Source organism: Geodermatophilus sabuli (assembly GCF_900215145.1).
In the GTDB taxonomy this organism is placed as follows: Bacteria; Actinomycetota; Actinomycetes; order Mycobacteriales; family Geodermatophilaceae; genus Geodermatophilus; species Geodermatophilus sabuli.
This window is the reverse complement of record NZ_OBDO01000003.1, coordinates 348,130-371,137: the sequence shown is the minus strand read 5'-3', so window position 1 is coordinate 371,137 and position 23,008 is coordinate 348,130. Positions and strand designations below refer to the sequence as shown.

20 protein-coding genes and 1 pseudogene are annotated in these 23,008 nt (G+C 74.4%); 10 read left to right on the top strand and 11 right to left on the bottom strand.

The features are described 5' to 3' along the window. Window positions 1–238: 238 nt before the first annotated feature. Genes CRP39_RS09890 through CRP39_RS09875 form a run of 4 tightly spaced genes read left to right on the top strand, consistent with a single transcriptional unit; the run spans window position 239 to window position 4,248 of the window. Window positions 239–1,261, top strand: a complete 1,023-nt coding sequence (locus CRP39_RS09890; protein WP_097206188.1) for an iron-siderophore ABC transporter substrate-binding protein — start codon at window positions 239–241, stop codon at window positions 1,259–1,261. Beyond that, window positions 1,258–2,301, top strand: coding sequence for a FecCD family ABC transporter permease (locus tag CRP39_RS09885; RefSeq protein ID WP_216359681.1), 1,044 nt, complete (start codon window positions 1,258–1,260; stop codon window positions 2,299–2,301). The genes CRP39_RS09890 and CRP39_RS09885 overlap by 4 nt, the downstream gene beginning before the upstream one ends. Continuing rightward, a complete protein-coding gene (locus tag CRP39_RS09880) occupies window positions 2,298–3,350 on the top strand; it encodes a FecCD family ABC transporter permease (protein ID WP_097206187.1) in 1,053 nt (350 codons plus the stop codon). The genes CRP39_RS09885 and CRP39_RS09880 overlap by 4 nt, the downstream gene beginning before the upstream one ends. Window positions 3,351–3,402: 52 nt before the next feature. After that, window positions 3,403–4,248 (top strand): ABC transporter ATP-binding protein, encoded by an 846-nt coding sequence (locus tag CRP39_RS09875; RefSeq protein ID WP_097206186.1) that lies wholly within the window; start codon window positions 3,403–3,405, stop codon window positions 4,246–4,248. Between the two features lie 6 nt (window positions 4,249–4,254). Here the strand turns inward: CRP39_RS09875 and CRP39_RS09870 are convergent, their stop codons facing one another. The 4 genes from CRP39_RS09870 to CRP39_RS09860 form a co-directional block, all read right to left on the bottom strand. Then, complete coding sequence (locus CRP39_RS09870) at window positions 4,255–5,460, bottom strand: MFS transporter (RefSeq protein ID WP_097206185.1); 1,206 nt, start codon at window positions 5,458–5,460, stop codon at window positions 4,255–4,257. Between the two features lie 24 nt (window positions 5,461–5,484). After that, the gene (locus tag CRP39_RS09865; RefSeq protein ID WP_245853730.1) at window positions 5,485–5,982 is read right to left on the bottom strand and encodes a TetR/AcrR family transcriptional regulator; all 498 of its coding nucleotides are present in this window, start codon (window positions 5,980–5,982) and stop codon (window positions 5,485–5,487) included. Window positions 5,983–6,044: 62 nt separating this feature from the next. Then, window positions 6,045–6,188, bottom strand: a complete 144-nt coding sequence (locus tag CRP39_RS27185) for a maltose acetyltransferase domain-containing protein (protein ID WP_216359680.1) — start codon at window positions 6,186–6,188, stop codon at window positions 6,045–6,047. A gap of 61 nt (window positions 6,189–6,249) precedes the next feature. After that, window positions 6,250–7,347 (bottom strand): maleylacetate reductase, encoded by a 1,098-nt coding sequence (locus tag CRP39_RS09860; protein WP_097206183.1) that lies wholly within the window; start codon window positions 7,345–7,347, stop codon window positions 6,250–6,252. A 145-nt stretch (window positions 7,348–7,492) separates the two neighbouring features. Between CRP39_RS09860 and CRP39_RS09855 the strand changes: the two genes are divergently transcribed. Both CRP39_RS09855 and CRP39_RS09850 read left to right on the top strand, forming a co-directional pair. After that, entirely contained in the window at window positions 7,493–8,212 is a 720-nt protein-coding gene (locus CRP39_RS09855) for a Crp/Fnr family transcriptional regulator (RefSeq protein WP_172442369.1), read from the top strand. A gap of 15 nt (window positions 8,213–8,227) precedes the next feature. Beyond that, window positions 8,228–9,646, top strand: a complete 1,419-nt coding sequence (locus CRP39_RS09850; protein WP_097206181.1) for an FAD-binding oxidoreductase — start codon at window positions 8,228–8,230, stop codon at window positions 9,644–9,646. A gap of 114 nt (window positions 9,647–9,760) precedes the next feature. Here the strand turns inward: CRP39_RS09850 and CRP39_RS09845 are convergent, their stop codons facing one another. The 3 genes from CRP39_RS09845 to CRP39_RS09835 form a co-directional block, all read right to left on the bottom strand. Further along, window positions 9,761–10,237, bottom strand: a complete 477-nt coding sequence (locus CRP39_RS09845) for a carboxymuconolactone decarboxylase family protein (RefSeq protein ID WP_216359679.1) — start codon at window positions 10,235–10,237, stop codon at window positions 9,761–9,763. A gap of 42 nt (window positions 10,238–10,279) precedes the next feature. Then, window positions 10,280–10,624, bottom strand: coding sequence for a GNAT family N-acetyltransferase (locus tag CRP39_RS09840; protein ID WP_097206180.1), 345 nt, complete (start codon window positions 10,622–10,624; stop codon window positions 10,280–10,282). Between the two features lie 102 nt (window positions 10,625–10,726). After that, window positions 10,727–11,614, bottom strand: coding sequence for a helix-turn-helix transcriptional regulator (locus CRP39_RS09835; RefSeq protein WP_097206179.1), 888 nt, complete (start codon window positions 11,612–11,614; stop codon window positions 10,727–10,729). A 111-nt stretch (window positions 11,615–11,725) separates the two neighbouring features. On the opposite strand from CRP39_RS09835, the gene CRP39_RS09830 reads away from it, so the two are divergent. After that, window positions 11,726–13,012: a multidrug effflux MFS transporter gene (locus CRP39_RS09830; protein ID WP_216359678.1), complete on the top strand. Its 1,287-nt coding sequence runs from the start codon at window positions 11,726–11,728 to the stop codon at window positions 13,010–13,012. A 108-nt stretch (window positions 13,013–13,120) separates the two neighbouring features. Then, complete coding sequence (locus CRP39_RS09825; RefSeq protein ID WP_097206177.1) at window positions 13,121–14,143, top strand: zinc-dependent alcohol dehydrogenase family protein; 1,023 nt, start codon at window positions 13,121–13,123, stop codon at window positions 14,141–14,143. Between the two features lie 162 nt (window positions 14,144–14,305). Here CRP39_RS09825 and CRP39_RS09820 read toward each other — a convergent pair whose 3' ends face one another. Both CRP39_RS09820 and CRP39_RS09815 read right to left on the bottom strand, forming a co-directional pair. Beyond that, window positions 14,306–15,610 (bottom strand): MFS transporter, encoded by a 1,305-nt coding sequence (locus CRP39_RS09820; RefSeq protein ID WP_097206176.1) that lies wholly within the window; start codon window positions 15,608–15,610, stop codon window positions 14,306–14,308. After that, window positions 15,603–16,652, bottom strand: coding sequence for an AraC family transcriptional regulator (locus CRP39_RS09815; protein WP_097206175.1), 1,050 nt, complete (start codon window positions 16,650–16,652; stop codon window positions 15,603–15,605). Before CRP39_RS09815 ends, CRP39_RS09820 begins: the two co-directional genes overlap by 8 nt. 197 nt (window positions 16,653–16,849) lie before the next feature. On the opposite strand from CRP39_RS09815, the gene CRP39_RS09810 reads away from it, so the two are divergent. After that, window positions 16,850–17,089 (top strand): response regulator transcription factor, encoded by a 240-nt coding sequence (locus tag CRP39_RS09810; RefSeq protein ID WP_172442368.1) that lies wholly within the window; start codon window positions 16,850–16,852, stop codon window positions 17,087–17,089. A gap of 250 nt (window positions 17,090–17,339) precedes the next feature. After that, complete coding sequence (locus CRP39_RS27495) at window positions 17,340–19,940, top strand: winged helix-turn-helix domain-containing protein (protein WP_097206173.1); 2,601 nt, start codon at window positions 17,340–17,342, stop codon at window positions 19,938–19,940. A gap of 195 nt (window positions 19,941–20,135) precedes the next feature. Here CRP39_RS27495 and CRP39_RS28335 read toward each other — a convergent pair. After that, window positions 20,136–21,380: pseudogene (locus CRP39_RS28335) on the bottom strand (multicopper oxidase family protein); the annotation flags it as partial. Window positions 21,381–21,583: 203 nt separating this feature from the next. After that, window positions 21,584–22,816, bottom strand: coding sequence for an FAD-dependent oxidoreductase (locus tag CRP39_RS09795; RefSeq protein WP_097206172.1), 1,233 nt, complete (start codon window positions 22,814–22,816; stop codon window positions 21,584–21,586). Between the last annotated feature and the right edge of the window lie 192 nt (window positions 22,817–23,008).

Genomic DNA, 23,008 nt, shown 5'->3' with positions numbered 1-23,008 from the left:
ACCCGTGTACCGACCTGCGGGGACGTCGTGACCCCCTCGTGATTGTCAACGAACCGAGCAGACCCTAAGTTCTGTTAGCCAAACCTTAGTTCTGCCCCACCACCGGCTCCGGCGACGCACCGTGCGGGACGTCCGCCGGCCGGGCACCGGCTGTCGCGTGGCTGCGCCACGGCCTCGCCCGGCGCCGGACCCCGGCGGCGCCGCCCACACGGCGCCGCACCACCACCGGAAGGACACCATGCGTCGCGCACCGAGACTGGTCGCACTCTCCACGGCCGCCCTGCTCGCGGGCGGGCTCGCCGCCTGCTCGTCCTCGTCGGGCAACACCGAGGCGGAGGCCGCCGGCGACTTCGCGCCGGTCACCGTCGAGCACGCCTTCGGCACCACGACGCTGGAGTCGAAGCCCGAGCGGGTGGCCACGGTGAACTGGGCCAACCACGAGGTGCCGTTGGCCCTCGGCGTCGTCCCCGTCGGCATGGCCGCCGCCAACTTCGGTGACGACGACGGCGACGGCCTGCTGCCGTGGGTCTCCGAGCGGCTCGAGGAGCTCGGCGGCCAGACGCCGGTCCTGTTCGACGAGACCGACGGGATCGACTTCGAGGCGGTCGCCGACACCGACCCCGACGTCATCCTCGCCGCGTACTCGGGGCTGACCCAGGAGGACTACGACACGCTGAGCGAGATCGCGCCGGTCGTGGCCTACCCGGAGGCGCCCTGGGCGACGCCGTGGCGGGAGATGATCGAGGTCAACGCCGCGGGGATGGGCATGGCCGAGGAGGGCGAGGAGCTGGTCGCGAGCATCGAGCAGGAGATCGCCGACGCCGTCGGTGCACACCCCCAGCTCGCGGACGAGTCGACGATGTTCCTCACCCACGTCGACACGACCGACCTGAGCGAGGTCAGCTTCTACACCCCGTTCGACACCCGCAGCGCCTTCTTCGAGGACCTCGGGCTCTCGACCCCCGCGAGCGTCACCGCGGCGTCCACCGATCCCGAGCAGTTCTCGGGGACGGTGAGCGCCGAGCAGGTCGACGCGTTCGACGACGTCGACATCATCGTGACCTACGGCGACCAGGAGCTGGTCGACGCGCTCAACGCCGACCCGCTGCTGTCGCAGATCCCCGCGGTCCGCAACGGGGCCCTCGTCCTGCTGCCCGACACCCCGCTGGGCACCGCGGCGAACCCGACCCCGCTGGCGATCTCCTGGGTGCTCGAGGAGTACGTCTCGATGCTCGCCGAGGCAGCTGACAAGTCGCAGTGACAGCGCTCCACCCCATCCCGGCCCCGGACGCCGCCGTCGCGCGGCGCCCGGGGTCGGTCCGGTTGCTGTGGCTGCTGGTCGTCGTCGCGGTCCTCGTCCTGCTGATGGCCGCCTCCGTGGCGATCGGCTCCCGCGGCGTCGGCTGGTCCGACGTCCTCGCCGCCCTCGGTGGCTCCTCGGACACGATCGAGGAGGCGGCGGTGACCAAGCGGATCCCCCGGACCGTCCTCGCGGTGCTCGTGGGCGCGGCGCTCGGGCTGTCCGGCGCGGTCATGCAGGGCGTGACCCGCAACCCGCTGGCCGATCCCGGCGTCCTCGGGATCAACATGGGCGCCTCGCTCGCCGTGGTCGCCGGCCTCGCCTGGTTCGGCCTGTTCTCGGCGACCAGCAAAATCTGGACGGCGATCGCCGGCGCCGCCCTGGCCGCGGTGTTCGTCTACGCCGTCGGCTCGCTCGGTCGCGGCGGCCCGACGCCGCTCAAGCTCGCCCTCGCCGGCGCCGCGACGTCGGCGGCCCTCACGTCCTTCATCACCGCCATCGCCCTGCCCCGCGGCGACATCGCCGCCGACGTGCAGTCGTGGCAGGTCGGCGGCGTCGGCGGCGCGACCAGCGGGACGATCACCCCGGTGCTGCCCTTCCTGGTGGCCGGCCTGGTGATCAGCCTGCTGTCGGCGCGCAGCCTGAACTCCCTGGCGCTGGGCGACGAGCTCGCCGCGGGCCTCGGCGAGCGGGTGGCCCTGGCCCGCGGCGTCGCCGCGTTCGGCTCCGTCCTGCTGTGCGGGGCGGCCACCGCGGTCGCCGGCCCGATCTGGTTCGTGGGGCTGGTCGTGCCGCATCTGTGCCGGCTGCTGGTGGGCGTGGACCACCGGTGGATGCTGCCGTTCTCGGCGCTGACCGGGGCCTGCCTGCTCACCGCCTCCGACGTGCTCGGCCGCATCGCCGCCCGCCCGTCCGAGCTCGACGTCGGCATCATCACCGCGCTGGTCGGCGCCCCGTTCTTCATCGCCATCGTGCGCCGGCAGAAGCTGCGCGAGCTGTGACCGCCGTCGTCCCGTTCCCGGCCTCGTCCGTCGACGCGGTCGCCCGGAGCCGGGTCCGTCGCTCGTCCCGCCGGCGCCTGGTGGTCACCGTGCTCGCGGTGCTCGTGGTCGTCACCTTCGCCGTCACGCTCATGGTCGGGCGGACCTTCTACCCACCCGGCGACGTCCTCCGGGTGGTGCTCGGCGAGCAGGTGCCGGGGGCGTCCTTCACGGTCGGGCGGCTGCGGCTGCCGCGCGCGGTCCTCGCGGTGGTGGCGGGCCTGTGCTTCGGTCTGGCCGGCGTCACCTTCCAGACGATGCTCCGCAACCCGCTGGCCAGTCCCGACGTCATCGGGATCAGCTCCGGGGCCAGTGCGGCGGCCGTCTTCGGCATCGTGGTCCTGTCGCTGGACGGGACGGCGGTGTCCGCCCTGGCGGTCGCCGCGGCGCTCGGCGTCGCGCTGGTGGTCTACACGCTGGCGTTCACGGACGGCGTCGCCGGCACCCGGCTGATCCTCATCGGCATCGGTGTCGGCGCGATGCTGAACAGCGTCGTGTACTACGTGCTGTCCCGGGCGGGGGCCTGGGACTACCAGGAGGCGCTGCGCTGGCTGACCGGCAGCCTCAACGGCGCCACCTGGACGGCGGTCGTGCCCGCGCTCGTCGCCCTGCTGGTGCTGGCGCCGGTGCTGCTGGGTCAGGCGAGGAACCTCTCCGCGCTCCAGCTCGGCGACGACACCGCCGCGGCGCTGGGCGTCCGGGTCGAGCGCACCCGCCTGGTCGCGATCGTCGCCGCGGTCGGCCTGATCGCCTTCGCCACCTCCGCCTGCGGGCCGATCGCGTTCGTCGCCTTCCTCTCGGGCCCGATCGCAGCGCGCATCGTGGGCCCCACCGGGTCGTTGCTGGTGCCCGCCGCGCTGGTCGGAGCCCTGCTGGTGGGGGTGGCGGACCTGGTCGGTCAGTTCGCCCTCGGCACCCGCTTCCCGGTCGGTGTCGTCACCGGCGTGCTGGGCGCCCCGTACCTGATCTACCTGATCGTCCGCACCAACCGGGCCGGGGGCTCGCTGTGAGCGGCGCTGCCGTCCCGGCGGCTGCGCTGCACGCGAGCGAACGGAGAACACCGTGACCGCCACCCACTCGCTCACCGCCGAGGACCTCACGCTGGCCTACGGCGAGCGCACCGTCATCGAGGGCCTCGACCTCGTCGTGCCGCCCGGCAGGATCACCGCGATCGTCGGTGCGAACGCCTGCGGGAAGTCCACCCTGCTCCGCTCGATGTCGCGACTGCTCGCCCCCCGCGGCGGCCGGGTCCTGCTCGACGGCAAGGCGGTGCACCGCGTGCCCGCCAAGGAGCTGGCCCGCACCCTCGGCCTGCTGCCGCAGTCGCCGATCGCGCCGGAGGGCATCACCGTCGCCGATCTCGTCGGTCGCGGTCGCCACCCGCACCAGGGCGTCTTCTCGCGCTGGAGCCGGGACGACGACGCCGCCGTCGCTGCTGCGCTCGAGGCGACGGCCACGACGGCGCTGGCCGACCGCGCCGTCGACGAGCTCTCCGGAGGGCAGCGCCAGCGGGTGTGGATCGCCATGGCGCTGGCCCAGCAGACCGACCTGCTGCTGCTGGACGAGCCGACCACGTTCCTCGACGTCGCCCACCAGGTCGAGGTGCTCGACCTGCTCACCGACCTCAACCGGGCCCGCGGCACGACGATCGTGATGGTCCTGCACGACCTCAACCTCGCTGCCCGCTACGCCGACCACCTGGTCGCGCTGTCGGCCGGGCGGGTCCACGCCGCCGGCGACCCCGCCGACGTGCTGACCGAGGACTGCGTGCGCGCCGTCTTCGGTCTGGACAGCCGGGTCATCGCCGACCCGACGTCGGGCAAGCCCCTGATGCTGCCGATCGGCCGCCACCACACGGCGGCCCCGGCCGGTGCCCTGCACGGCGTGACCGGGGACCGGGCCGGCTGACCCGGGTCAGGCGCCGGGGCGGGCCGCGACCGGCCGGCCCCGGAGGGCCCGGCCGAGCACCAGGGTGCCGATCCCGGCGAGCATGACGGTGACCAGCGCGACGCGCAGGTCGAACGCGTCCGCCAGCGCGCCGACGAGCGGCGGGGAGAGCAGGAAGCCGATCCGCAGCAGCCAGTTGATCACCGTGAGCCCGAGCCCGTGCGGTAGCCCGGGCAGTTCATCCGCGGCGTGGTACACCGCCGGGACCAGCGTGGCGACGCCGAGCCCGGCCAGGGCGAAGCCGGCCAGGGTCGTGGGGATCGACGGCAGTGCCAGGGCCAGGCCCGTGCCGACGGCGGCCAGCGCGCCCCCGGCCCGCGCCACCCGGCGCTGGCCGAACCGGTCGACCACGCGGTCGCCGGTCAGCCGGCCGACGGTCATCGCCACCGACAGCGCGACGAAACCGAGCCCGGCGGTGGCCGCGCCGGCGTCCAGCTCGGTGCGCAGGTAGAGCGCGCTCCACGAGGAGCCGGCGTCCTCGACGACCGCACCGCAGACGGCCAGCACGCCGAGCACGGCCAGCGCCGGGATCGCGGCGCGCCGCCGCGGGCGCTCCCGGGGGGCCGTGCCGGCAGTCGACTCGGGCTCGTCGGGGCCGGGCAGCAGCGCCCGGGAGACGACCAGGGCGACGGCGCCGAAGACGACGGCCGTCCCGGTGAGCTGCGCGACGAGCGGCACGTCGAGCCCCGCCGCGGCCGAGCCGAGCAGCCCGCCCGCGACCGCACCGATGCTCCAGACGCCGTGGAACGCGTTGAGGATCGAGCGCTGGTAGAGCCGCTGCACGCGGAGCCCGTGGGCGTTCTGCGCGACGTCGATGACCGCGTCCAGCGCTCCCATGACCAGCAGCGCCGCGGCCAGACCGAGCCAGTTGGGCGCCACCGACACCGTCCACACCGTGATGCCGAGGAGCACCAGGCCGGAGGAGGCGACCCGACCCGAGCCGAACCGGCGCATGAGCGCCGCGGAGGACAGGCCGGCCAGCAGGGCGCCCAGCGGCGCGGCCGCCAGCGCCGCGCCGAGCGCGGTGCTGCTCAGCCCGAGCTGGGCCTTCACCTCCGGCAGTCGCGGCACGAGGCTGGCGTAGAAGACGGCGTTCAGGAAGAAGCAGGTGGCGACCGCGGTACGGGCGCGGCGCAGGCGCGCGGCGTCGACGGTCGCGAGGGTGACGGACATGGCGGGGATCCAGGGAGGTCGGGCTCAGCCGGCGAGCCGGCGGAGGGCGGAGCGGATCTGGGCGGCGTCCATCGGGTCGGTCGACAGCGCGCTGTGCAGGACCAGGCCCTCGACCAGCGCGTCGACCTCGCGTGCATTCACCGGGTCGAGGTGCCGCTCGAGGCTGCGGCGGCTGCGGGACATCCAGTCCTGGGTGACCGCGCGGAGGGCCGGGTTCCTGGCCGCCGCGACGTAGAGCTCGACGGCGAGCACCAGGTCGCGCGGAGAGCCGAGCAGGTCGCCGGTGAGGTGCTCGACGAGGATCTCGAGCGCCGCGGCCCGATCGGGTGCGGCGCGCATGCGCTCGTCGAACCGGGCGGCGACGGTGTCGACGTGCCGGCTGAACGCCGCGGCGAGCAGGTCGGTCAGCGAGTCGAAGTGGTAGGTCAGCGACCCGAGGGGCACGTCGGCCGCCCGGGCGATCGCCCGGTGGGTGGCGGCGGTGACCCCGCGCTCGGCGATGACGTCGAGTGCGGTGTCCACCAGCCGGTCACGTCGTCCCGGGTCGTGGCGGCGGGCCGGCCGCGCCGGCGTGGCAGGCGCACTCACCGTCCGGTCGCGTCCAGCGTGCGGACGACGCGAGCCGGGTTGTCCTCTGCGAGCTCGGGGTCGTCGGCGATGTAGAGGTCGCCGGCGAGCATCCGCTCGCGCATGGTCCGGGAGTCGTCCACGTCGGGCCCTGCGCTCATGAGAACAAGCGTACACATCGAGCGCGCCGGTCGAGCCGACGTGCCGGGGTCGCCGAGCGGGTCAGCCGGCAGGGGCTGGGATGGCGCCGGTCAGGGCGTCGGTCAGCAGCGACGTGATGTTCGTGTCGGTGACCGGCACGGGGTTGGAGGGGGGTGCGGCGGCCAGCACCCGTGCGGTCGCCTCGGGGACGTCGGCCTCGGTGAACCCGAGGTCGGCCAGGCGGGATGGGGTGGGCAGGCCGGCGTAGAGCCGGCCCAGCGCGGCTCCGGCCGCAGCGGCCGGGTCCCCTCCGTCGATGGCGGGGGAGCCGAGGGCGGCGGCCAGCCGGCCGGCCAGCTCGGGGACGGCGGGCGCGTTGAGCGCCAGCACATGGGGCAGCACCGTGGCGTGGGTCGGTGCGTGCGGCAGGTCGAAGGTGCCGCCCAGGACGTGACAGATCTTGTGGTGCAGCCCGGAGCCGGCGGAGGCGAAGGCGACCGCGGCCAGGTAGCAGCCGTACAGCGCCTGCTCCCGCCCGGCCAGCCCGGTCGGGTCGGCGGCGACGGCGGGCAGCGCGCGCGCCAGGGCCCGGGCACCCTCCAGGGCCAGGGCCTGGTTGATCGGGTCGGTCCTCGGCGCCCACAGGGAGTCCACGCAGTGGGCGAGGCTGTTGAGGCCGGAGGCCACCGACAGCTCCACCGGCAGGGAGACGGTCAGGGTGGCGTCGTAGACGACGGTGGCCGGCAGCACGCGGCCGTCGACGCCGGTGGTCTTGGTCCGCGCCTCGGTCAGGCCCCACACGTCGGTGGCCTCGGAGCCGGCGTAGGTGGTCGGCACGGCCACGATGGGGATGCCGGTGGTCAGGGCGACCGCCTTCGCCAGCCCGGTCGTCGACCCGCCGCCCACGCACACCAGCAGTTCGACGTCGTGCGCGGCGGCCACCGTGCGGGCGGCCTCGGCCTTCTCCACCGGCACGTGCTGGACGACGTCGTCGAACCACACCGCGACGTCGACGTCCCGGCAGACCTGCTCGGCCAGGTGCCGCTCGGACGGTGAGGCGATCGCCATCACCCGGCCGGCCGCGCGACGCCGCACCTCCCCGGCGAGGTCCTCCGCGGCCCGTCCGGCGCCGAACAGCACCCGTTGGGCCAGCGTCGTGTGCTCGAAGGCCATGGTCATCGGTTGCTCCCACTCCGGTCGGCTCGGGCGCCGTCCGGTGTCGTCCACCCTGCCGTCGCCGGCACCTGCAGCGACAGAGACTGAACCACCTGGCGGGAGGGCGGTCGGCGCCCTCTCGCGAGGCGGCTGGCCCTACGGTGAGCCCGTGGACGCCGGCCTGCGAGCCGCGCTGGCCGCATCGAGCCTCGCGCCCCTGCCCGTTCCGGTCGCCCAGCGGCTGCTCACCGGGGCCCGGCTGGTCCGGATCCCGGCCGGCTCGGTCACCCACCGGGAGGGCGAGACGGCAGAGCACCTGGAACTGGTCGTCGACGGTCTCGTGCGGGCCTTCGTGACCGCGCCGGACGGCCGGACCATGACCGTGCGCTACTGCCGGCGCGGCGCGCTGATCGGCGCGGTGTCGCTGTACGCGACCGGGTTCTCCATGCCCGCGGGGATCCAGGCGGTGGTCGACGCCGACGTGCTCCGGATGAGCCCGGACGTGGTCCGCCGGGCCGCCGCCGAGGACCCCCGCGTGGCCGACGCCCTCCTGCGCGAGCTGGCCGACCGCGCCCTCGGTTTCATCCACGAGATCACCGGGAGCGCGTTCACCAGCGTGCGGCAGCGGGTCGCCCGCCATCTGCTGGACCTGGCGGCACAGCAGGCGCGGGTCCCCGGCGGGACGCCGCCGGTGCTGGCGGTCCCGGTCACCCAGCGGCAGCTCGCGGAGTCCGTCGGCACCGTCCGCGAGGTCGTCGTCCGGGTGCTGCGTGACCTGCGGGCAGCGGGCGTGGTGCGCACGCACGCCGACCACATCGACGTCGTCGACCCGATCCGGCTCAGCCAGGAGCAGGGTGGAACCCGGGTCCCTGCCAGGGCCTCGCGCTGAGCCGAGGCTGCCCGCATGGCCGTTGCGACGAGTGCCGAGCCCGCCCCCACGCGCCGGCTCGAGGCGACCGCGGTCGCCGGGCTGCGCCGCGTCCTGACCGGGGAGGTGTTCGGTCCGGCGGACGACGGCTACGACGAGCACCGCCGGGTGTGGAACGGGTCGATCGACCGGCACCCGGCTCTCGTCGTCCGGTGCCGGGGTGTCGACGACGTCCGCGCCGCGCTCCGCTTCGGACGCGACCAGCAGCTGCCGATCGCCGTCCGCAGCGGCGGCCACAGCTTCCCCGGGCTGTCGACCTGCGAGGACGGCCTGCTCATCGACCTGCGGCTGATGAGCGGCGTCCGCGTCGACCCCGACGCCCGCACGGTCGGCGTCCAGGCCGGGGTGCTGCTCGGGGAGCTGGACGCGGCGACCCAGGAGCACGGGCTCGCGGTGCCGGCGGGCATCGTCTCCCACACCGGGCTGACCGGCCTGACCCTCGGCGGGGGGATCGGCTGGGTCCAGCGCAAGTACGGCCTCACAGTGGACTCCCTGGCGTCGGCCGACGTGGTGACCGCGGACGGCAGTTTCGTGCGCGCCGCGGAGGACGAGAACACCGACCTGTTCTGGGGCCTGCGCGGAGGCGGCGGCAACTTCGGGATCGTCACCGACTTCCGGTTCCGTCTCGTCCCGGTGGGGCCACAGGTCATGGCCGGCGCGGCGTTCTGGCCGATCGACCAGGCGGCGTCGGTGCTGCGCCGCTACCGCGACTGGATCGCCGGCTGCCCGGACGAGCTGATGACCCTGGTCGTGCAGCGGCTGGCCCCACCGCTGCCCGCCGTCCCGACCGAGCTGGTCGGCCGGCCGGTGATCGCGGTGGCCGCGTGCTACGCCGGCGACGTGGCGGAGGGGGAGCGGGTGCTGCGGCCGATGCGCGAGTTCGGCTCACCGGTACTGGACCTGTTCGGGGCCAAGCCGTTCGTGGCCCACCAGCAGATGTTCGACCCCTCCTTCCGGCACGGCTGCTGGTACTACGTCCGCTCCTGCGACGTCGCCGAGTTGAGCGACGACGTCATCGACGTCGTCGTCGAGCACGGACGGCGGATCAGCTCACCGGTGAGCAGCATCGCGCTCTGGCAGATGGGCGGCGCGGTGGCACGGGTCGGTGAGGACGAGACGGCCTTCAACGGCCGCAGCACGGGCTTCACCTTCAACATCAACGGCAACACGGTGACCGCGGACGGGTTCGACGAGCAGCGCCAGTGGGCGCGCGACTACTGGTCCGCGCTCGCGCCGTTCCACACCGGCGTCTACGTCAACTTCCTCATGGAGGAGGGCGAGGACCGCGTGCGGGCTGCGTACGGCGGCGCCAAGTACGAACGGCTCCGGTCGCTGAAGCGCGCCTACGACCCCACGAACGTGTTCCGGATGAACCAGAACATCCGGCCGGACTGATCCGGACCGCGGCGTGGCGGGATGCCGTCCCAGCTCCGGCTGCCGGCCGGGCGGGCCGTGACGTCACGGCCAGGGTCACGAGGTCGACCACCGCCGATGGTCCGCGGCGAGTGGTCAGGCCGGCCGTGGGCGGACCGGGTGCCCGCTGATGATGGAGATGCGGTTGAAGGCGTTCATCGTGATGGCCAGCCAGCTGACCGCGGAGAACTGGTCGGCGGTCAGGGCCTCCCGGGCGCGGGTCCGCTCACGTTCCCTCGCGTGGTGGTCGGGCAACGTCGTGAGGGCCTCGGCGAGGGCCAGGGCGGCCTGCTCCGTCGGTGAGAACAGGTCGACGTCCCGCCACGCGGGCAGCACGGCGAGGCGCTGCGGCGTCTCGCCGTTCTTGACGGCCCGGCGCACGTGCAGGTCCAGGCAGAAGCCGCAGCCGTTGAGCTGGGAGACCCGGATGTTGACCAGTTCGACGAGCAGCCGGTCCAGGCCCGCGGCCTCCGCCGTGGCCGTCACCTCCCCGGCCACCGCGGACATCGACCGGTAGACGTCGGGGCTCTGCTTGTCGATGAACAGCCGGTCGTACTCCGGGGAGAGGCTCACGGGGACTCCAGGAGGGTGGGGCGCTGGTCGGGGCTCGTCCGGTCAGGGGCGGTCGGGCTGGCCGGCGCCGGGCGTCAGTCCGAACTCGGACCGGCGGTCGTCCGGCACCAGGTCCAGGTAGGCCGGGTGGCGCTGGATGTAGCGGCGGATGAACGGGCAGAACGGCAGCACCGGTGACCCCGCCGCGCGGGTGGCGTCGAGGGCGCCCCGGGCCAGCGCCGAGCCGAGCCCTCGGCCCTCGAAGGCCGGGTCGATGACGGTGTGGGTGAACGCCGTCGCCGCCGTCGTCCTCCGGTACTCGGCGAACCCGGCGACCTCGCCGTCCACCAGCACCTCGAAGCGACCGGCCTCCGGGGCGTCCACCACCTGGGGTGCGTTCTCGGTCATGACGGACACCCTCCTCCGGGATCGGCGACAGGGGCAGCCCGGCGGCGACGGAGACGCGCACCTCCCACACGGGACCTCGCGGCCACGGTCCGCCGCGGAGGGTCAGGCCCGCTCGGCCGAGGACTCCGGCCGCGCCGGGATCGAGCCGGCCGCCCAGCTGGCGAGGAGCGCCAGCTTCTCCGCCGACTCCGAGCCCGGCTCGGCGGTGTACACGGTCAGGGTCAGGCCGATGTCGGCGGCGAGCTCCGTCGCGTTGAAGCCGACGGTGAGGTCGCCGACGACGGGGTGGCGGAAGCGTTTGGTCCCGGTGTGGTGCAGGCGGACGTCATGTGCCGCCCAGCGGGTGCGGAAGGCGTCGCTGCGGGTGGCCAGCTCCCCGACGAGGTCGGTCAGCGCCCGGTTGTACGGGTCGCGGCCGGCCTCGGTGCGCAGGATGGCGACCGTGGTGTCGGCGGCCTCCTCCCAGTCCGGGTAGAAGTCGTGGGCGCTGGGGTCGAGGAAGCAGTAGCGGGCCAGGTTCACCGGAGGTGCCGCGGCGGCGTACAGCGGCGAGTAGAAGGCGAGCCCGAGCGGGTTGACCGCCAGGATGTCCAGGCGCCCGTTGCGGACGAACGCGGCGGCCGCGGTCATCGCGTCGAGCAGGTGCTGCACGGTGGGTCGCACCTGCTGGGGCCGGTCGCGGCGGCGGGGCGCGCGGGCGGTGCCCGCCCGGGCGGCACGGGCGAGGTCGTACAGGTGTGCCCGTTCGGCGTCGTCGAGCTGCAGCGCGCGGGCGATGGCGTCGAGCACGCCGTCGGAGGCGCTGCGCAGGTTGCCCTTCTCGAGGCGGGTGTAGTAGTCGGTGCTCATCCCGGCGAGCTGGGCGACCTCCTCGCGACGGAGACCGGGCACGCGGCGGCGCTGCCCGTAGAGCGGCACCCCCGCCTGGTCCGGAGTGATCTTGGCGCGCCGCGTGGCGAGGAACTGGCGCACCTCGGTCCGGTTGTCCACGCCGTCCACGCTACGGCCGGCCGCGGTGCCGAGGGGGGTTCTGCCAGGACCCGGATGACCCGGCCCTGCCACGCACGCGCCGCCGGGGGTTGTCTCGAACCCGTGAGTCCTGTGAACACCGTCGGAACCGCCCCGTCGACGGCTCCGCCGGCCGTCGGTCGTGCGCTGGCCGTGGTCCTGAGCCTGCTGACCGTCTTCGGGCCGATCTCGATGGACCTCTACCTGCCGGTCCTGCCGGCGCTGACCGGCGAGCTGCGGGCCGCGACCTCGACCGCGCAGCTGACCATCACCGCCTGCCTGCTCGGGCTGGCCCTCGGTCAGCTCGTCGCCGGCCCGCTGTCGGACCGCTTCGGCCGACGCCGCCCGCTGCTGGTCGGCGTCGTCGCCTACGTCGCCGTCTCGCTGCTGTGCGCCGTCAGCCCGACGGTCGAGACGCTGGTCGCCGCGCGGTTCGTCCAGGGCCTCGCCGGTGGGGTCGGTGTGGTCATCGCCCAGGCGGCCGGCCGCGACCTGTACTCCGGCGGACGACTGCTGCGCTACTACGGCCGGCTGACCGTGCTCGGCGGGCTGGCCGCCGTCGTCGGCCCGGTGATCGGCGGCCAGCTGGCAGCGGTCACCGACTGGCGCGGCATCTTCGTCTTCCTCGCCGCGGTCGGTGCGGCGATCCTGATCGCCTGCCTGCTGGTCTTCCGCGAGACGCTCCCCGCCGAGCGGCGCGTCAGCGGCGGGCTCGCGCAGACCGGGCGGGACATGCACCGCCTGCTGTCGGACCGCGTGTTCCTCGGCGCCGTGCTGGTCACCGGCTTCGTCAACGCCGCCCTGTTCGCCTACCTGTCCGGTGCCACCTTCGTGTTGCAGGGCGTCTACGGACTGTCCCCGCAGGGCTACTCGTACGCGTTCGGGCTCAACTCCCTCGGTTTCATGGTCTTCGGCTTCACCGCCGGGCGGACGTCGGAGCGGTGGTCGGTGCAGGGCACCCTGCTCGCCGGGATCGTGATGTGCGGAGCCGGCGCCGGCGGACTGGTCGCCACCGCGGTGCTGCACCTCCCGCTGGTGGTCGTGCTCGTCTCGCTGGTCACCCTGGTCAGTGGCGTGGCCGTCACGACCCCGCCGGCGACCTCGCTGGCCCTGGCCGACCACCCCGACATCGCCGGCACGGCCTCGTCACTGCTCGGCGTCGCCCGTTTCGCCTTCGGCGGCCTGGCCGCGCCCCTGGTGGGGCTCGGAGCCGGGGTCGCACCGCTGGCGCTGGTCACCGTCACCGCGGCCGCCCTCGGCGCTCTCGCGCACGCGGCGGCCGTGCGCCGTCCCGCACACGTGGCGGCCGTGCGCCGCCCCGCCCCGTCCCCGACGCCCACCGCCGACGTCGAGCCCGGCCTGACGCCGGCGGGCCGGTGATCCGCCGCTCGCGACTGACACGGGTCTCCCGCGGCAACTGACCACACCTGCACATCCACCACCGGTCCGCACCCGGACCGGCACGACCCGATGAGGAGCACCACCACCATGCGAGGAGCAGTTCTCCACGCCCCCGGCGACATCCGCGTCGAGCAGCGCCCCGACCCGCGGATCGAGCGGCCCACCGACGCGGTCATCCGGCTGGCCGCGACCTGCGTGTGCGGCTCGGACCTGTGGCCCTACCGCGGCATCGAGGCCGTCGACGGCCCGGCCCCGATGGGTCACGAGTACGTCGGCGTCGTGGAGGAGGTCGGCAGCGAGGTGACGACGCTCCGCCCCGGGCAGTTCGTCGTCGGCTCCTTCTTCGCCTCGGACAACACCTGCGAGATCTGCCGGGCCGGCTACCAGTCCCGCTGCGTGCACGCCGAGCCGGTCGGGGCGATCGGCACCCAGGCCGAGTACGCCCGCATCCCGCTCGCCGACGGCACCCTCGTCGCCACCCCCGAGTCGCCCTCGGACGACCTCGTGCCCAGCCTGCTGGCCGCCTCCGACGTGCTCGGCACCGGCTGGTTCGCCGCCGTCGCCGCAGAAGCCGGCCCCGGCAGGACGGTCGCCGTCGTCGGCGACGGCGCGGTCGGCCTGCTCGGCGTCCTGGCCGCCCGGCAGCTGGGTGCGGAGCGGGTCATCGCGATGAGCCGCCACACGCCGCGCCAGGAGCTGGCCCGGGAGTTCGGCGCCACCGACGTCGTCGCCGAGCGTGGCGACGACGGCGTCGCCGCGATCAAGGAGCTGACCGACGGGCTGGGTGCGCACTCGGTCATCGAGGCCGTCGGCACCCAGGAGTCGATGCTGCAGGCCATCCGCGCCACCCGCCCCGGCGGGCACGTCGGCTACGTCGGCGTCTCCCACGACGTCGCACTGCCCGGCGACGAGTTGTTCTTCTCCGGCGTGCACCTGCACGGCGGCCCCGCTCCGGTGCGCCGGTTCCTGCCCGAGCTGATCGACCTGATCGTCGACCGCGCGATCGACCCGGGCCGGGTCTTCGACCTCACCCTGCCGCTGGACCGGGCCGCCGAGGGCTACCAGGCGATGGACGAGCGGCGGGCGATCAAGACGCTGCTCACAGTCTGACCTCCCGCGCCCACAGAGGCCGATCCCGCCGGACGGGCAGGTCACCGGCCGTCCGTGCACCGGGGCGGCGCTACGACGACGGGACTGGTGAGCGTGGTCGACGCGATTGTGGGCTTGCCCGTTGTCGCAGGCCGGCTGGTGGCCAGCGTCGGGGAGCCGACGTCAGGGTCGAGTCGCGGCACGCCGGGCGCTGCCTCGGTGGGAGCGGCGGCCGGCGGCGAGGAGGCCGATGACGGCCAGGGAGACGGCGGGTGCCAGCTGCATCGCGGTGATCAGGCCGAACCGGTCGGCGAGCATGCCGATGACCAGCGGTCCGGTGGACAGACCGAGCAGGTTGTAGGCGAGGGCGAGCATGCCGAACGCGCTGGCCCGGACCGCAGGAGGGGCCAGGCCGGCCACCAGGGCGCCGGCCGGGCCGGTGGTGCCGGCGGTGAAGAAGGCGCCGGCACCGATGAGGACCAGCTGCGCCGGGCTCGCCGGGAGGGCGAAGCCGACACCGAGCAGCAGCAAGGACGCCGCCACGTAGCCCATCGCCGCGGTCCACGTGCGGACGGGGTCGGCTCGGGCGAGGCGGTCGGTGAGCAGTCCGCAGCCGACCATGCCGACGGCCATGCCCAGGAGCAGCAGCGACGCCAGCCCGGCCGCCGCGCCCGGGGGCAGGCCGTAGGCGCGGTTCAGATAGCTGGGCAGCCAGGCGAGCAGCGCCCCGGCGACGAACAGCTGCAGGCCCCCACCGAGGTAGAGGCACACGACGGCGGGCGAGGACAGCAGCGTGGCCAGCCGCGACCGCTCGGGGTGGGTGGGGGTGGCGTTGGGCCCGGGCTCGGGCTGGGTGTGCCGGTCCAGCTTCGCGTCGGTGACCAGCCGCTGGTAGAGCAGGGTGAGGACGAGCCCGATCGCAGCCATCGCGGCGACCGACCAGCGCCAGCCGTACCGGACGGCCAGCGCGCCACCGAGCGCGACGCCGAGCACGGAGCCGAATGTGCCGCCGGCGGTGAACGCCCCGGACATCGACGCCCGGCGATGCACGGGGAACACCGAGAGCACCACGGCCAGGCCGACGCTGCCATAGGCGGCCTCGCCGACCCCGATGAGCACACGGGCGGCGAGCAGCTGACCGTAGTTGGCCGCCAGCGCCGAGGCGAGCGTGGCGAGGCTCCAGACCGCGGCCATGCCGAGGATCGCCCGGCGGCGGCCGAAGCGGTCGGCGAGCATCGACAGGGGCAGGGCGAGCACGCCGACGGTGACGGCCACGACGCTGCTCAGCGCGCCGAGCTGGGTGTCCGTCAGCCCCCACTGGGCCTTGAGCAACGGAAAGACCGCGACCAGCACCTGCCGGCACATGAAGTCCGACAGCAGCAGTGCGAACAACAGGCTCAGCACCAGCCACGGGAAGAGCCCACGGTCGCCGGCCGGCGGAGCGGGGACGGTGGTGGGCGGTGCGCCGACCGGATCGCGCTCACCCACCCTGCCCGACCTCGACCCCCTGCTGCTCTTGGGCTGCGGGCCCCGTGCAGGTGCGAGCCCGCCAGTCGCTGGCGCTGGTCCCGAAGGACTGGCGGAACCACGTGGAGAAGGCGCTGGGCGTGGCGAAGCCGAGCAGACAGGAGATCTGGGTGAGCGTGAGCCGCGCGTCGGCCAGGTGGCGCGGGGCGAGCCGGGCGCGAGTGGACTGCACGATCCCCGAGAAGGTCTGCCCCTCGGCGGCCAGACGCCGGTGCAGGGTGCGCGGCTGTACGCCGAGGTCTCGGCTCACGTGGGGCATCGAGCAGCGACCGAGCGGGAGCAGGAACTCCACCAGCGTGGCGACCTCGTCGGCCGTGGTTGCCACGCGGGGAGCCGGAAGGGACTGCAGCAGTTGCCGGGTGTACGTCCGCAGCGCTGGGTCCGCGGTCACCGTCGGGGTGTCCAGATCGCGAGCGGGGAAGCTCACGCCGGTGAACTCGTGGTCGAACCGCAGCGCAGTGCCGAACACCTGGTGGAACACGGTCAGGTCGGCGGGGGCGGGATGGGAGAAGTAGACCGCCAGGGGCTCCCAGTCCGCGCGCACCAGGGTGCGGATGATCAACAGCAGGGCGGTCATCGTGTGGTCCACCGCCTGCCGGATCGGGACCGGCTCGCCGAACTCCAGCCACGCCTGCACCGTGGCCAGCCCATCGGCCTCGATGAGCCGCATGTCCAGGATGCCGCTGTAGGCGTGCTGATATCGGATCAACAGCTCCAATGCGCTGCGCAGGTCGGGCTCCTCACGCAGCACCACGCTCAGCGGACCCAGCGCGGAGAACCGGCGCATCGCCGCGAGCCGCACGGCGAAGTCCTCCTGGCCGGACTCGGCCGCGGACCGTTCCAGCAGCCGCGCGACCGGCGGGGCCGGGGTCCACCGGTCCTGGTGGATGAGCTCGGCGGCATCCAGGCCCTCGGCCGCCAGCAGCCGCTCGGGATCCAACCCGAGGGAGTGGGCCAGCTGTGGATAGCCGATCAGGACGGCATAGCGCACGAACCGGTCCATCGGCGTCCCCTCAGCGGTGTCCGAACGGCGCAAGTGAATCGTCCGAAACCGGAAAGCGCGCTCCCCGTCCCGCACCTACCGTGGCCATGCCCCGGCGCGGCGCGACGAGACAGCGTCAACAACTCTGCGATGCGTCACCGATCGTGTCGACTCGAGGCTGCGCCGGGCGCCGCGACGTGCCCGGGAGGAGGTCGGCCATGCCCAGCCCGCCATCGACCACCCCGACGGCCGGCGTCCGCCCCAGGTCGTCGCTGACCGGGCGCGACCTCGAGGCGCTCCGTCATCTCGCCGCCGGCCGGTCGACCGCCGCCATCGCCGCGGCCATGTCCGTCTCGACCAACACCGTCCGCACCCGCATCCACCGCCTGCAGAGCAAGCTCGACGCGCCGGCCCGCGACCAGGTGGTGCCGCGCGCCCGCGCGCTGGGAGTGCTGTGACGGGCGGGGTGGCCCGCGCCGGCCCGGCCCCCAGCACGGAGGGGCACCCCGGCCCTGATCGCACCCCCGGACCTCCCTGCTCGGAGGTCTTCCATCCGGACAGCCTCCAGCGCGACGAGGTCACCCTCAGAGCCCGTGCCGTTGGCCGCGGGCGAGGAAGGAAGGGCCCCCGATGTCCGAGCTGACAGCAGCCGCAGGAGAGTCGAGCCATGCCGGCTCAGCCGGTTCACCCCGCCGGCCCGGTGCCGTGGTGCTGGAGAGCAAGCTGGCCCCACCGCCGCTGGGCTTCCCCCCGGTGCCCCGCCCGCGGCTGCTGACCCTGCTCACCCGCAGGGTGGCCGCCACGCCGGTGACACTGGTGAGCGGACCGGCCGGCGCGGGGAAGACGGTGCTCGCCGCGTCCTGGCTGCGGGCACAGGGCGACCGGCAGCATGTCGCGTGGCTGTCCCTGGAGGAGTCCGACAATGCACCGGCCGCCTTCTGGGCCCACGTGGCCGCGGCGCTGCGACACGCCGGGATCGAACTGCCCGAGCCGGTCGCGCCGGGACCGGGTGAGCACGCGCCGACGCCGCAGACCCGGCTGGCCTCGGTCCTGCTCGCGCGGCCCAGGCCGCTCGTGCTGATCCTCGACAACGCCGACTGCCTGACCCATCGGGATCTCATCGGCGGCCTCGACCTGCTCGTCCGCTACGCCGGGACGCGGCTGCGGCTGGTGCTCTGCGCCCGCGCCGATCCGCCGCTGCCGCTGCACCGGTACCGACTCACCGACGCACTGACCGAGATCCGCGCGGACCGGCTGGCGTTCACCGCCGAGGAGACCGGCGTGCTGCTCGCCGCGCTTGGCGCACCGGTCCCCGAGGACATCGCCGCCGCGCTGTGTGCAGCCACCGAGGGCTGGGCCGTCGCGCTGCGGCTGGCCGCGGCACTGCTCACCCGTGGCACCCCGCCGGAGCAACTGGTCGCCGCCCTCGTCGACGACGACGGCGGCGTCGCCCAGTACCTGTCCGCCGAGGTGCTGACCCGCCAGCCCGCGGCGGTGCGCCGCTTCCTGCTGCGGATCAGCGTCACCGACCAACTGTGGCCCGACCTGCTCGAGCGGCTCACCGGCCGGCACCCGAGCACGCGGGTACTGGCGTCTCTGGCCGCCGCGAACGCCTTCGTCGAGCGCGCCATCGGCGCGGCTGGCGGCTACCGGATCCACGCACTGTTCCGCGAGCTGCTGCAGGCCCAGCTGGCCTATGAGGACCCGGGCGCATTCACCGCCCTGCACCGCGCCTGCGCCGGCTGGTACGCCGCCGCCGGGGACCTGCCGCGGGCGGTCGCGCACGCGGGCGCCGCCGGCGACCGGGAGCTCACCGCCCGTCTGCTGATCGACGATCTGGCCGTCGCCGGGCTGCTGGCGGACGGAACAGCCGCCGAATCCGTACCGACCGGCGCGGGCGGGCCGGACGCGGCGGTGCTGCGCGCCGCGGCCTCGCTCGGCTCCGGGGTCGCGGCCGCGGCGGCCGACCTGACCCTTGCCGCGGCCGCCGCTGTCGACACCCAGACCCGTTCGGCGCTGCGCGTCGCCGCCGCGGTCACCTGCGCCGCCGCGGCCGCCGGCCCGGCCGACGACGACGTACAGGCCGCGGCTGCCCACGCCGAGAGCCTCCTGGCGGAGGTGCCGGAGGAGCAGGAGCCGCGGCGGGCCGCACTGGGTGCCGTCCTGGCCGCCGAACGGGCCACCGCCCTGTTGCACACCGACGCCTCCGACGACACGCTGCTCGACGCGTTCCGCGGCGCGCTCACCGCGACCACCACCGCCGACGCCGGGTCCCGGCTGCGCGCCCGGTGCTTGGCCGACCTCGCTCTGCTGGAGGCCTTGGCCGGGCGGCTGAGCCAGGCGGCGGAGCTGGTGAGCGACTACGAGGCCCTCGCCGAGCAGCACCTCCTGCCGGAGGCCCGGCGGGAGGGCGCGGCGGCGACCGCCGCCGCCTGGACGTGCCTGGAACGCCACGAGCTCGGCGACGCCCGCCGCTGGCTCGGCCGGGCCCAGGGCCGCCCGGCAGATGCCGCGGGCACCGGCGCGCTGCGGGTCGTGCTCCACAGCCGGCTGCAGCGGGCCCGCGGCGACCTCGACGCCGCCGACCAGGCGCTGCAACCTGCCCTCGACCTCCCCGCCGTGCCGCGCTGGGTGCGCGAGCAGGTCGTCGCCGAAGCGGCGCGGGTCCGCCTCGCCCGCCGCGACGGTCCGGGCAGCCGGCGGTTGGTCGGTCGGCTACCCGCCGCCTCGCCGCGGGCCGCGGTGCTGCGCGCCACCGCTGCCGCCCTCGGCCTCGGTGAGGAGTCCCCCGGGCCGGTCGCGATCCGCAGCGGCCGGCTGTCGCCGGTGCTCGCCGTCGAGGACGCCGTCGTCCGGACCTGCCTGCTCGCCGCGACCTCGGACGTCTCGGGTGCGGTGGCCACCCTCGAGCTGGCGCTGCGCCTGGCCGCGCCGGAGCGGCTGCGCCGGCCCTTCCTCGATGCGCCACCGCAGCTGCGTCCGCTGCTGCGCACCCATCCGGCGCTGACCGCCGCCGGTTCCTGGCTGGACCCGACCGCGGCGCCCGCGCCGACGCCGCAGCGGCCAGCCGAGGGATCCGGCCTGCCGCGGACGCCGGCCCCCGCACCGCCGCTCGTCGGCGAGCTCAGCGCACGGGAGCTGGAGGTCCTGGAGCACATCGCGGCGATGCTGTCCACCGCGGAGATCGCCGCCGCCCTGTTCATCTCGGTGAACACGGTGCGCACGCACATCCGCAGCATCCTGCGCAAGCTCGCCGTCCCCGGACGAGCCGCAGCGGTGCGGCGGGCTCGCCAGCTCGGCATCCTCTGACCACCGTCGACCGCGCAGGTTCTCGTGGCGGCCACCGGCAGCTGCACTCGGTTGCCGCGCCCGCCGCCAACCATCGTGGAGGGTGTGCGCGTCGCGGTCTGCCGCTGAGAGCCGTCCGGGTCCCGGTCCGGGCTCCAGCACCAGGAACTGACCCATCATCCCGCGGTCCTCGTGCTGCAGGAAGTGGCAGTGGAACACGTATGGCGAGTCCGGGTCGGTGTGGCCGGGGAAGGACAGGAGGAGCCGGACCGTCGTCCCCGGCGCGACGTGGACCGTGTCCTTCCGGCCTCCCAGCGGGGACGACGGGCGACGACCGTCGACGTCGACGACATGGAACTGCACGCCGTGGACGTGGAAGTCGTGCGGGGTGTTGCCGGCGTTGGTGACCTCCCACACCTCGGTCTCCCCGGCCGTGACGACGTGGTCGATGCGGTTCATGTCCATGTCCAGACCGTTGACGTTCGTGCCGCTGAGTCGGAACGTCCGGATCACACTGGCGTCCGCCGGGTCGAGGTCGGGGGCCGGGGCGAGGTCCTCCGGGAGGTCCGGGCCGGGGCTGAGGCGGTCGGCGGCACGCAGCTGGAGGATGTCGAGGCGGTCGTCCCCGCCGGAGAACCGCTGGTTCCAGAAGTCGGTGCCCAGGTCCGTGTGGTGGCTGCGGAGGACGACGTCCCGCCCTGGCTGCAGGCCGACCACGATCTCGACGCGCTCCCCGGGTGACAGCCGGATGCGGTCGTCCGTCACCGGGTGGGGAAGGAGCCCACCGTCGCTGGCGATGACGGCGAACTCCTGGTCGTTGCCGTCGTCATCGACCAGCCCGAAGTCGTAGATCCGGGCTTCGGAGGCGTTGAGCAGCCGCAGACGGACCTTCTCCCGGTCGACCTCGAGGTATGGCCCGATGGTGCCGTTGACGAGGATGGTGTCACCCAGCAGGCCGGTGGGGCTGAACAGCCCGCTGCGGTGGTCGAGTTGGCCGTCGGCGGTGAAGGCCTTGTCCTGGACGATGACCGGGAGGTCGTCGACGCCGTAGTCGGAGGGCAGGTCGAGCGTCCGGCTGTTCTCGTCGTCGATGAGGAACAGGCCGGCCAGTCCCCGGTAGACGTGTTCGGCGGTCACGCCGTGCGGATGCGGGTGGTACCAGGTCGTCGCGGCGGGCTGGTCGATCGTCCAGGTCGGCGACCAGGTCTGCCCGGGTTCGATCACCTGGTGCGGTCCGCCGTCCATCTGCGCCGGCAGTTCATGGCCGTGCCAGTGCACGGTCGTGCTCTCGTCGAGGTCGTTCGTGACGTTGATCCGCACCTGCTCCTCCCGTTCGGCTCGCAACGTCGGGCCGAGGTGGGCGCCGTTGAAGCCCCAGGTGCGGGTGGCGCCGTCTCCGACACCGAAGTCAGTGGTGCCGGTGGCGGCCCGCAGGTCGAAGATCCGGATGCCGTTCTCCATGCGGGACGGGGCGAGCGGCGGGATGGCCAGCGGCCGGTCGAAGGCGACCTGGCCGGTGGTGTCGGTCGCGGCGCGCGACCACGTCAGAGCCAGCGCGCCGGACCCGGCGATCACGAGCCCCAGTGCGGCGACCAGCACCCGGGCGATCCAGTGCCGGCGCCCCCGGGTCGGGACCCGCCCGACGGCGCCGGTCATGGGGGCGATCACCGGGCCACCGCCGTCGCGGCGGAGAGGGTCACGGAGGTGTCCCAGTCGATGTGGTGGTCCCACATCCAGCGGAGCGGGTCGCGGCCGTTCCGGAACAGCTGGCGCATCACGAGGGGAAGGACGAGGTCGCGGACGACGCGGCCGAGCGGGCCGACGGTCTTCCCTGTCCCGTTGCGGCGTCCCTGGGCTCTGACCCGCTCCACGCGCTCGCGACGCAACTGCTCGTACCGGGCCAGTGCGACGGGCGCGTCGTCGAGATCGCGGAGGCAGCGGGCGAGGACCACGGCGTCCTCGATCGCCATCGCCGCGCCCTGGCCGGCCGAGGGGGAGACGGCATGCGCGGCATCCCCGATGACCACCGTGCGCCGGTCGTGCCAGGTGGGCACTGACGGCAGGTCGTACGTGATCCACGGGGAGAACACATCGTCGGTCGCCCGGATCAGGTCGACGGCCGGAGTCCGGTCGTCGGCGAACAGATCCAGCAACCGGGCCCGCCACAGCTCGGCTGGGATGGCGGCGAGCCCGCCCGGGTCGGGCTCGTGGGGTGCCGGAGGATTGGCGAACCACCACACCTCGCCGTCGGGGGCCTTGACCCAGCCGAAGAACGCGCGCCGGCCGAAGCAGAGGTGGTTCACCCCCGCCGGCCCCGGCACGTCGACGCCGCGGGCGTGGCCGCCGGTGTTCAGGAAGCCCACGTAGCTGGCGTCGGGGGCCTTCGGATCCAGCAGCCGCCGGGTGGTCGACCGGATCCCGTCCGCGCCGACGAGCACGTCGGCCTCCGCGGTCCTGCCGTCGGCGAACTGCGCCTGCACCCCACCGTCGGTGTGCCGGATGCCGGTGAGCCGCATGCCGTACTCGGTGGGGATGCTGCGCCGCTCGGCCTCGTCCCGCAGCGCCGCGTAGAGGTCCGGCCGCCGGATGGTGATGGCGGAAGTGCCGTCGTGCAGCACTCCGCCGTTGGGCACGTCGGCCAGCACCCTGCCCCGCCCGTTGAGCAGCACCATGCGCGGGGTGGCGATGCCCCGGGCGATGACCGGGGCCTCCATCCCGACGGTCCGTAGGGCGTCGATGCCGTTGAGGCCGAGGCCGAGGAAGGCGCCAACGCCGTCGGCGTCGCGGTCATGGGCCTCGTGGACGGTCGGCTCGATGCCGGCGCGTTGCAGGGCCACGGCGGCCACCTGTCCAGCGATGCCACCGCCGATCACGACTGCTGTCCGTACTCCGCTCATGCTGTCTCCCGCACGTGGGTTCGTGGGATCCGTCGGAGATGCCGGCGGCCGCTCCCGGCAGCGGGCACGGGGTCACCGACGGCAACGACGCTAGGAACGCGAGGCCCGTGGGCCATCGGCGCGACGGTGCGACCTCGCTACCGCATCCGCGGTAGGTGGGACGGGGCCCGGCTGCCGCGGTCGGCGGACCCT

Bases quoted from the DNA above. Each gene is read 5' to 3' on its own strand.
- CRP39_RS09825 (WP_097206177.1), top strand. From the start codon at position 13,121: ATGCGAGGAGCAGTTCTCCACGCCCCCGGCGACATCCGCGTCGAGCAG.
- CRP39_RS09810 (WP_172442368.1), top strand. From the start codon at position 16,850: ATGCCCAGCCCGCCATCGACCACCCCGACGGCCGGCGTCCGCCCCAGG.
- CRP39_RS09795 (WP_097206172.1), bottom strand. From the start codon at position 22,816: ATGAGCGGAGTACGGACAGCAGTCGTGATCGGCGGTGGCATCGCTGGA.
- CRP39_RS09870 (WP_097206185.1), bottom strand. From the start codon at position 5,460: ATGTCCGTCACCCTCGCGACCGTCGACGCCGCGCGCCTGCGCCGCGCC.
- CRP39_RS27185 (WP_216359680.1), bottom strand. From the start codon at position 6,188: ATGAGCGCAGGGCCCGACGTGGACGACTCCCGGACCATGCGCGAGCGG.
- CRP39_RS09850 (WP_097206181.1), top strand. From the start codon at position 8,228: ATGGCCGTTGCGACGAGTGCCGAGCCCGCCCCCACGCGCCGGCTCGAG.
- CRP39_RS09890 (WP_097206188.1), top strand. From the start codon at position 239: ATGCGTCGCGCACCGAGACTGGTCGCACTCTCCACGGCCGCCCTGCTC.
- CRP39_RS09815 (WP_097206175.1), bottom strand. From the start codon at position 16,652: ATGGACCGGTTCGTGCGCTATGCCGTCCTGATCGGCTATCCACAGCTG.
- CRP39_RS09860 (WP_097206183.1), bottom strand. From the start codon at position 7,347: ATGACCATGGCCTTCGAGCACACGACGCTGGCCCAACGGGTGCTGTTC.
- CRP39_RS09840 (WP_097206180.1), bottom strand. From the start codon at position 10,624: ATGACCGAGAACGCACCCCAGGTGGTGGACGCCCCGGAGGCCGGTCGC.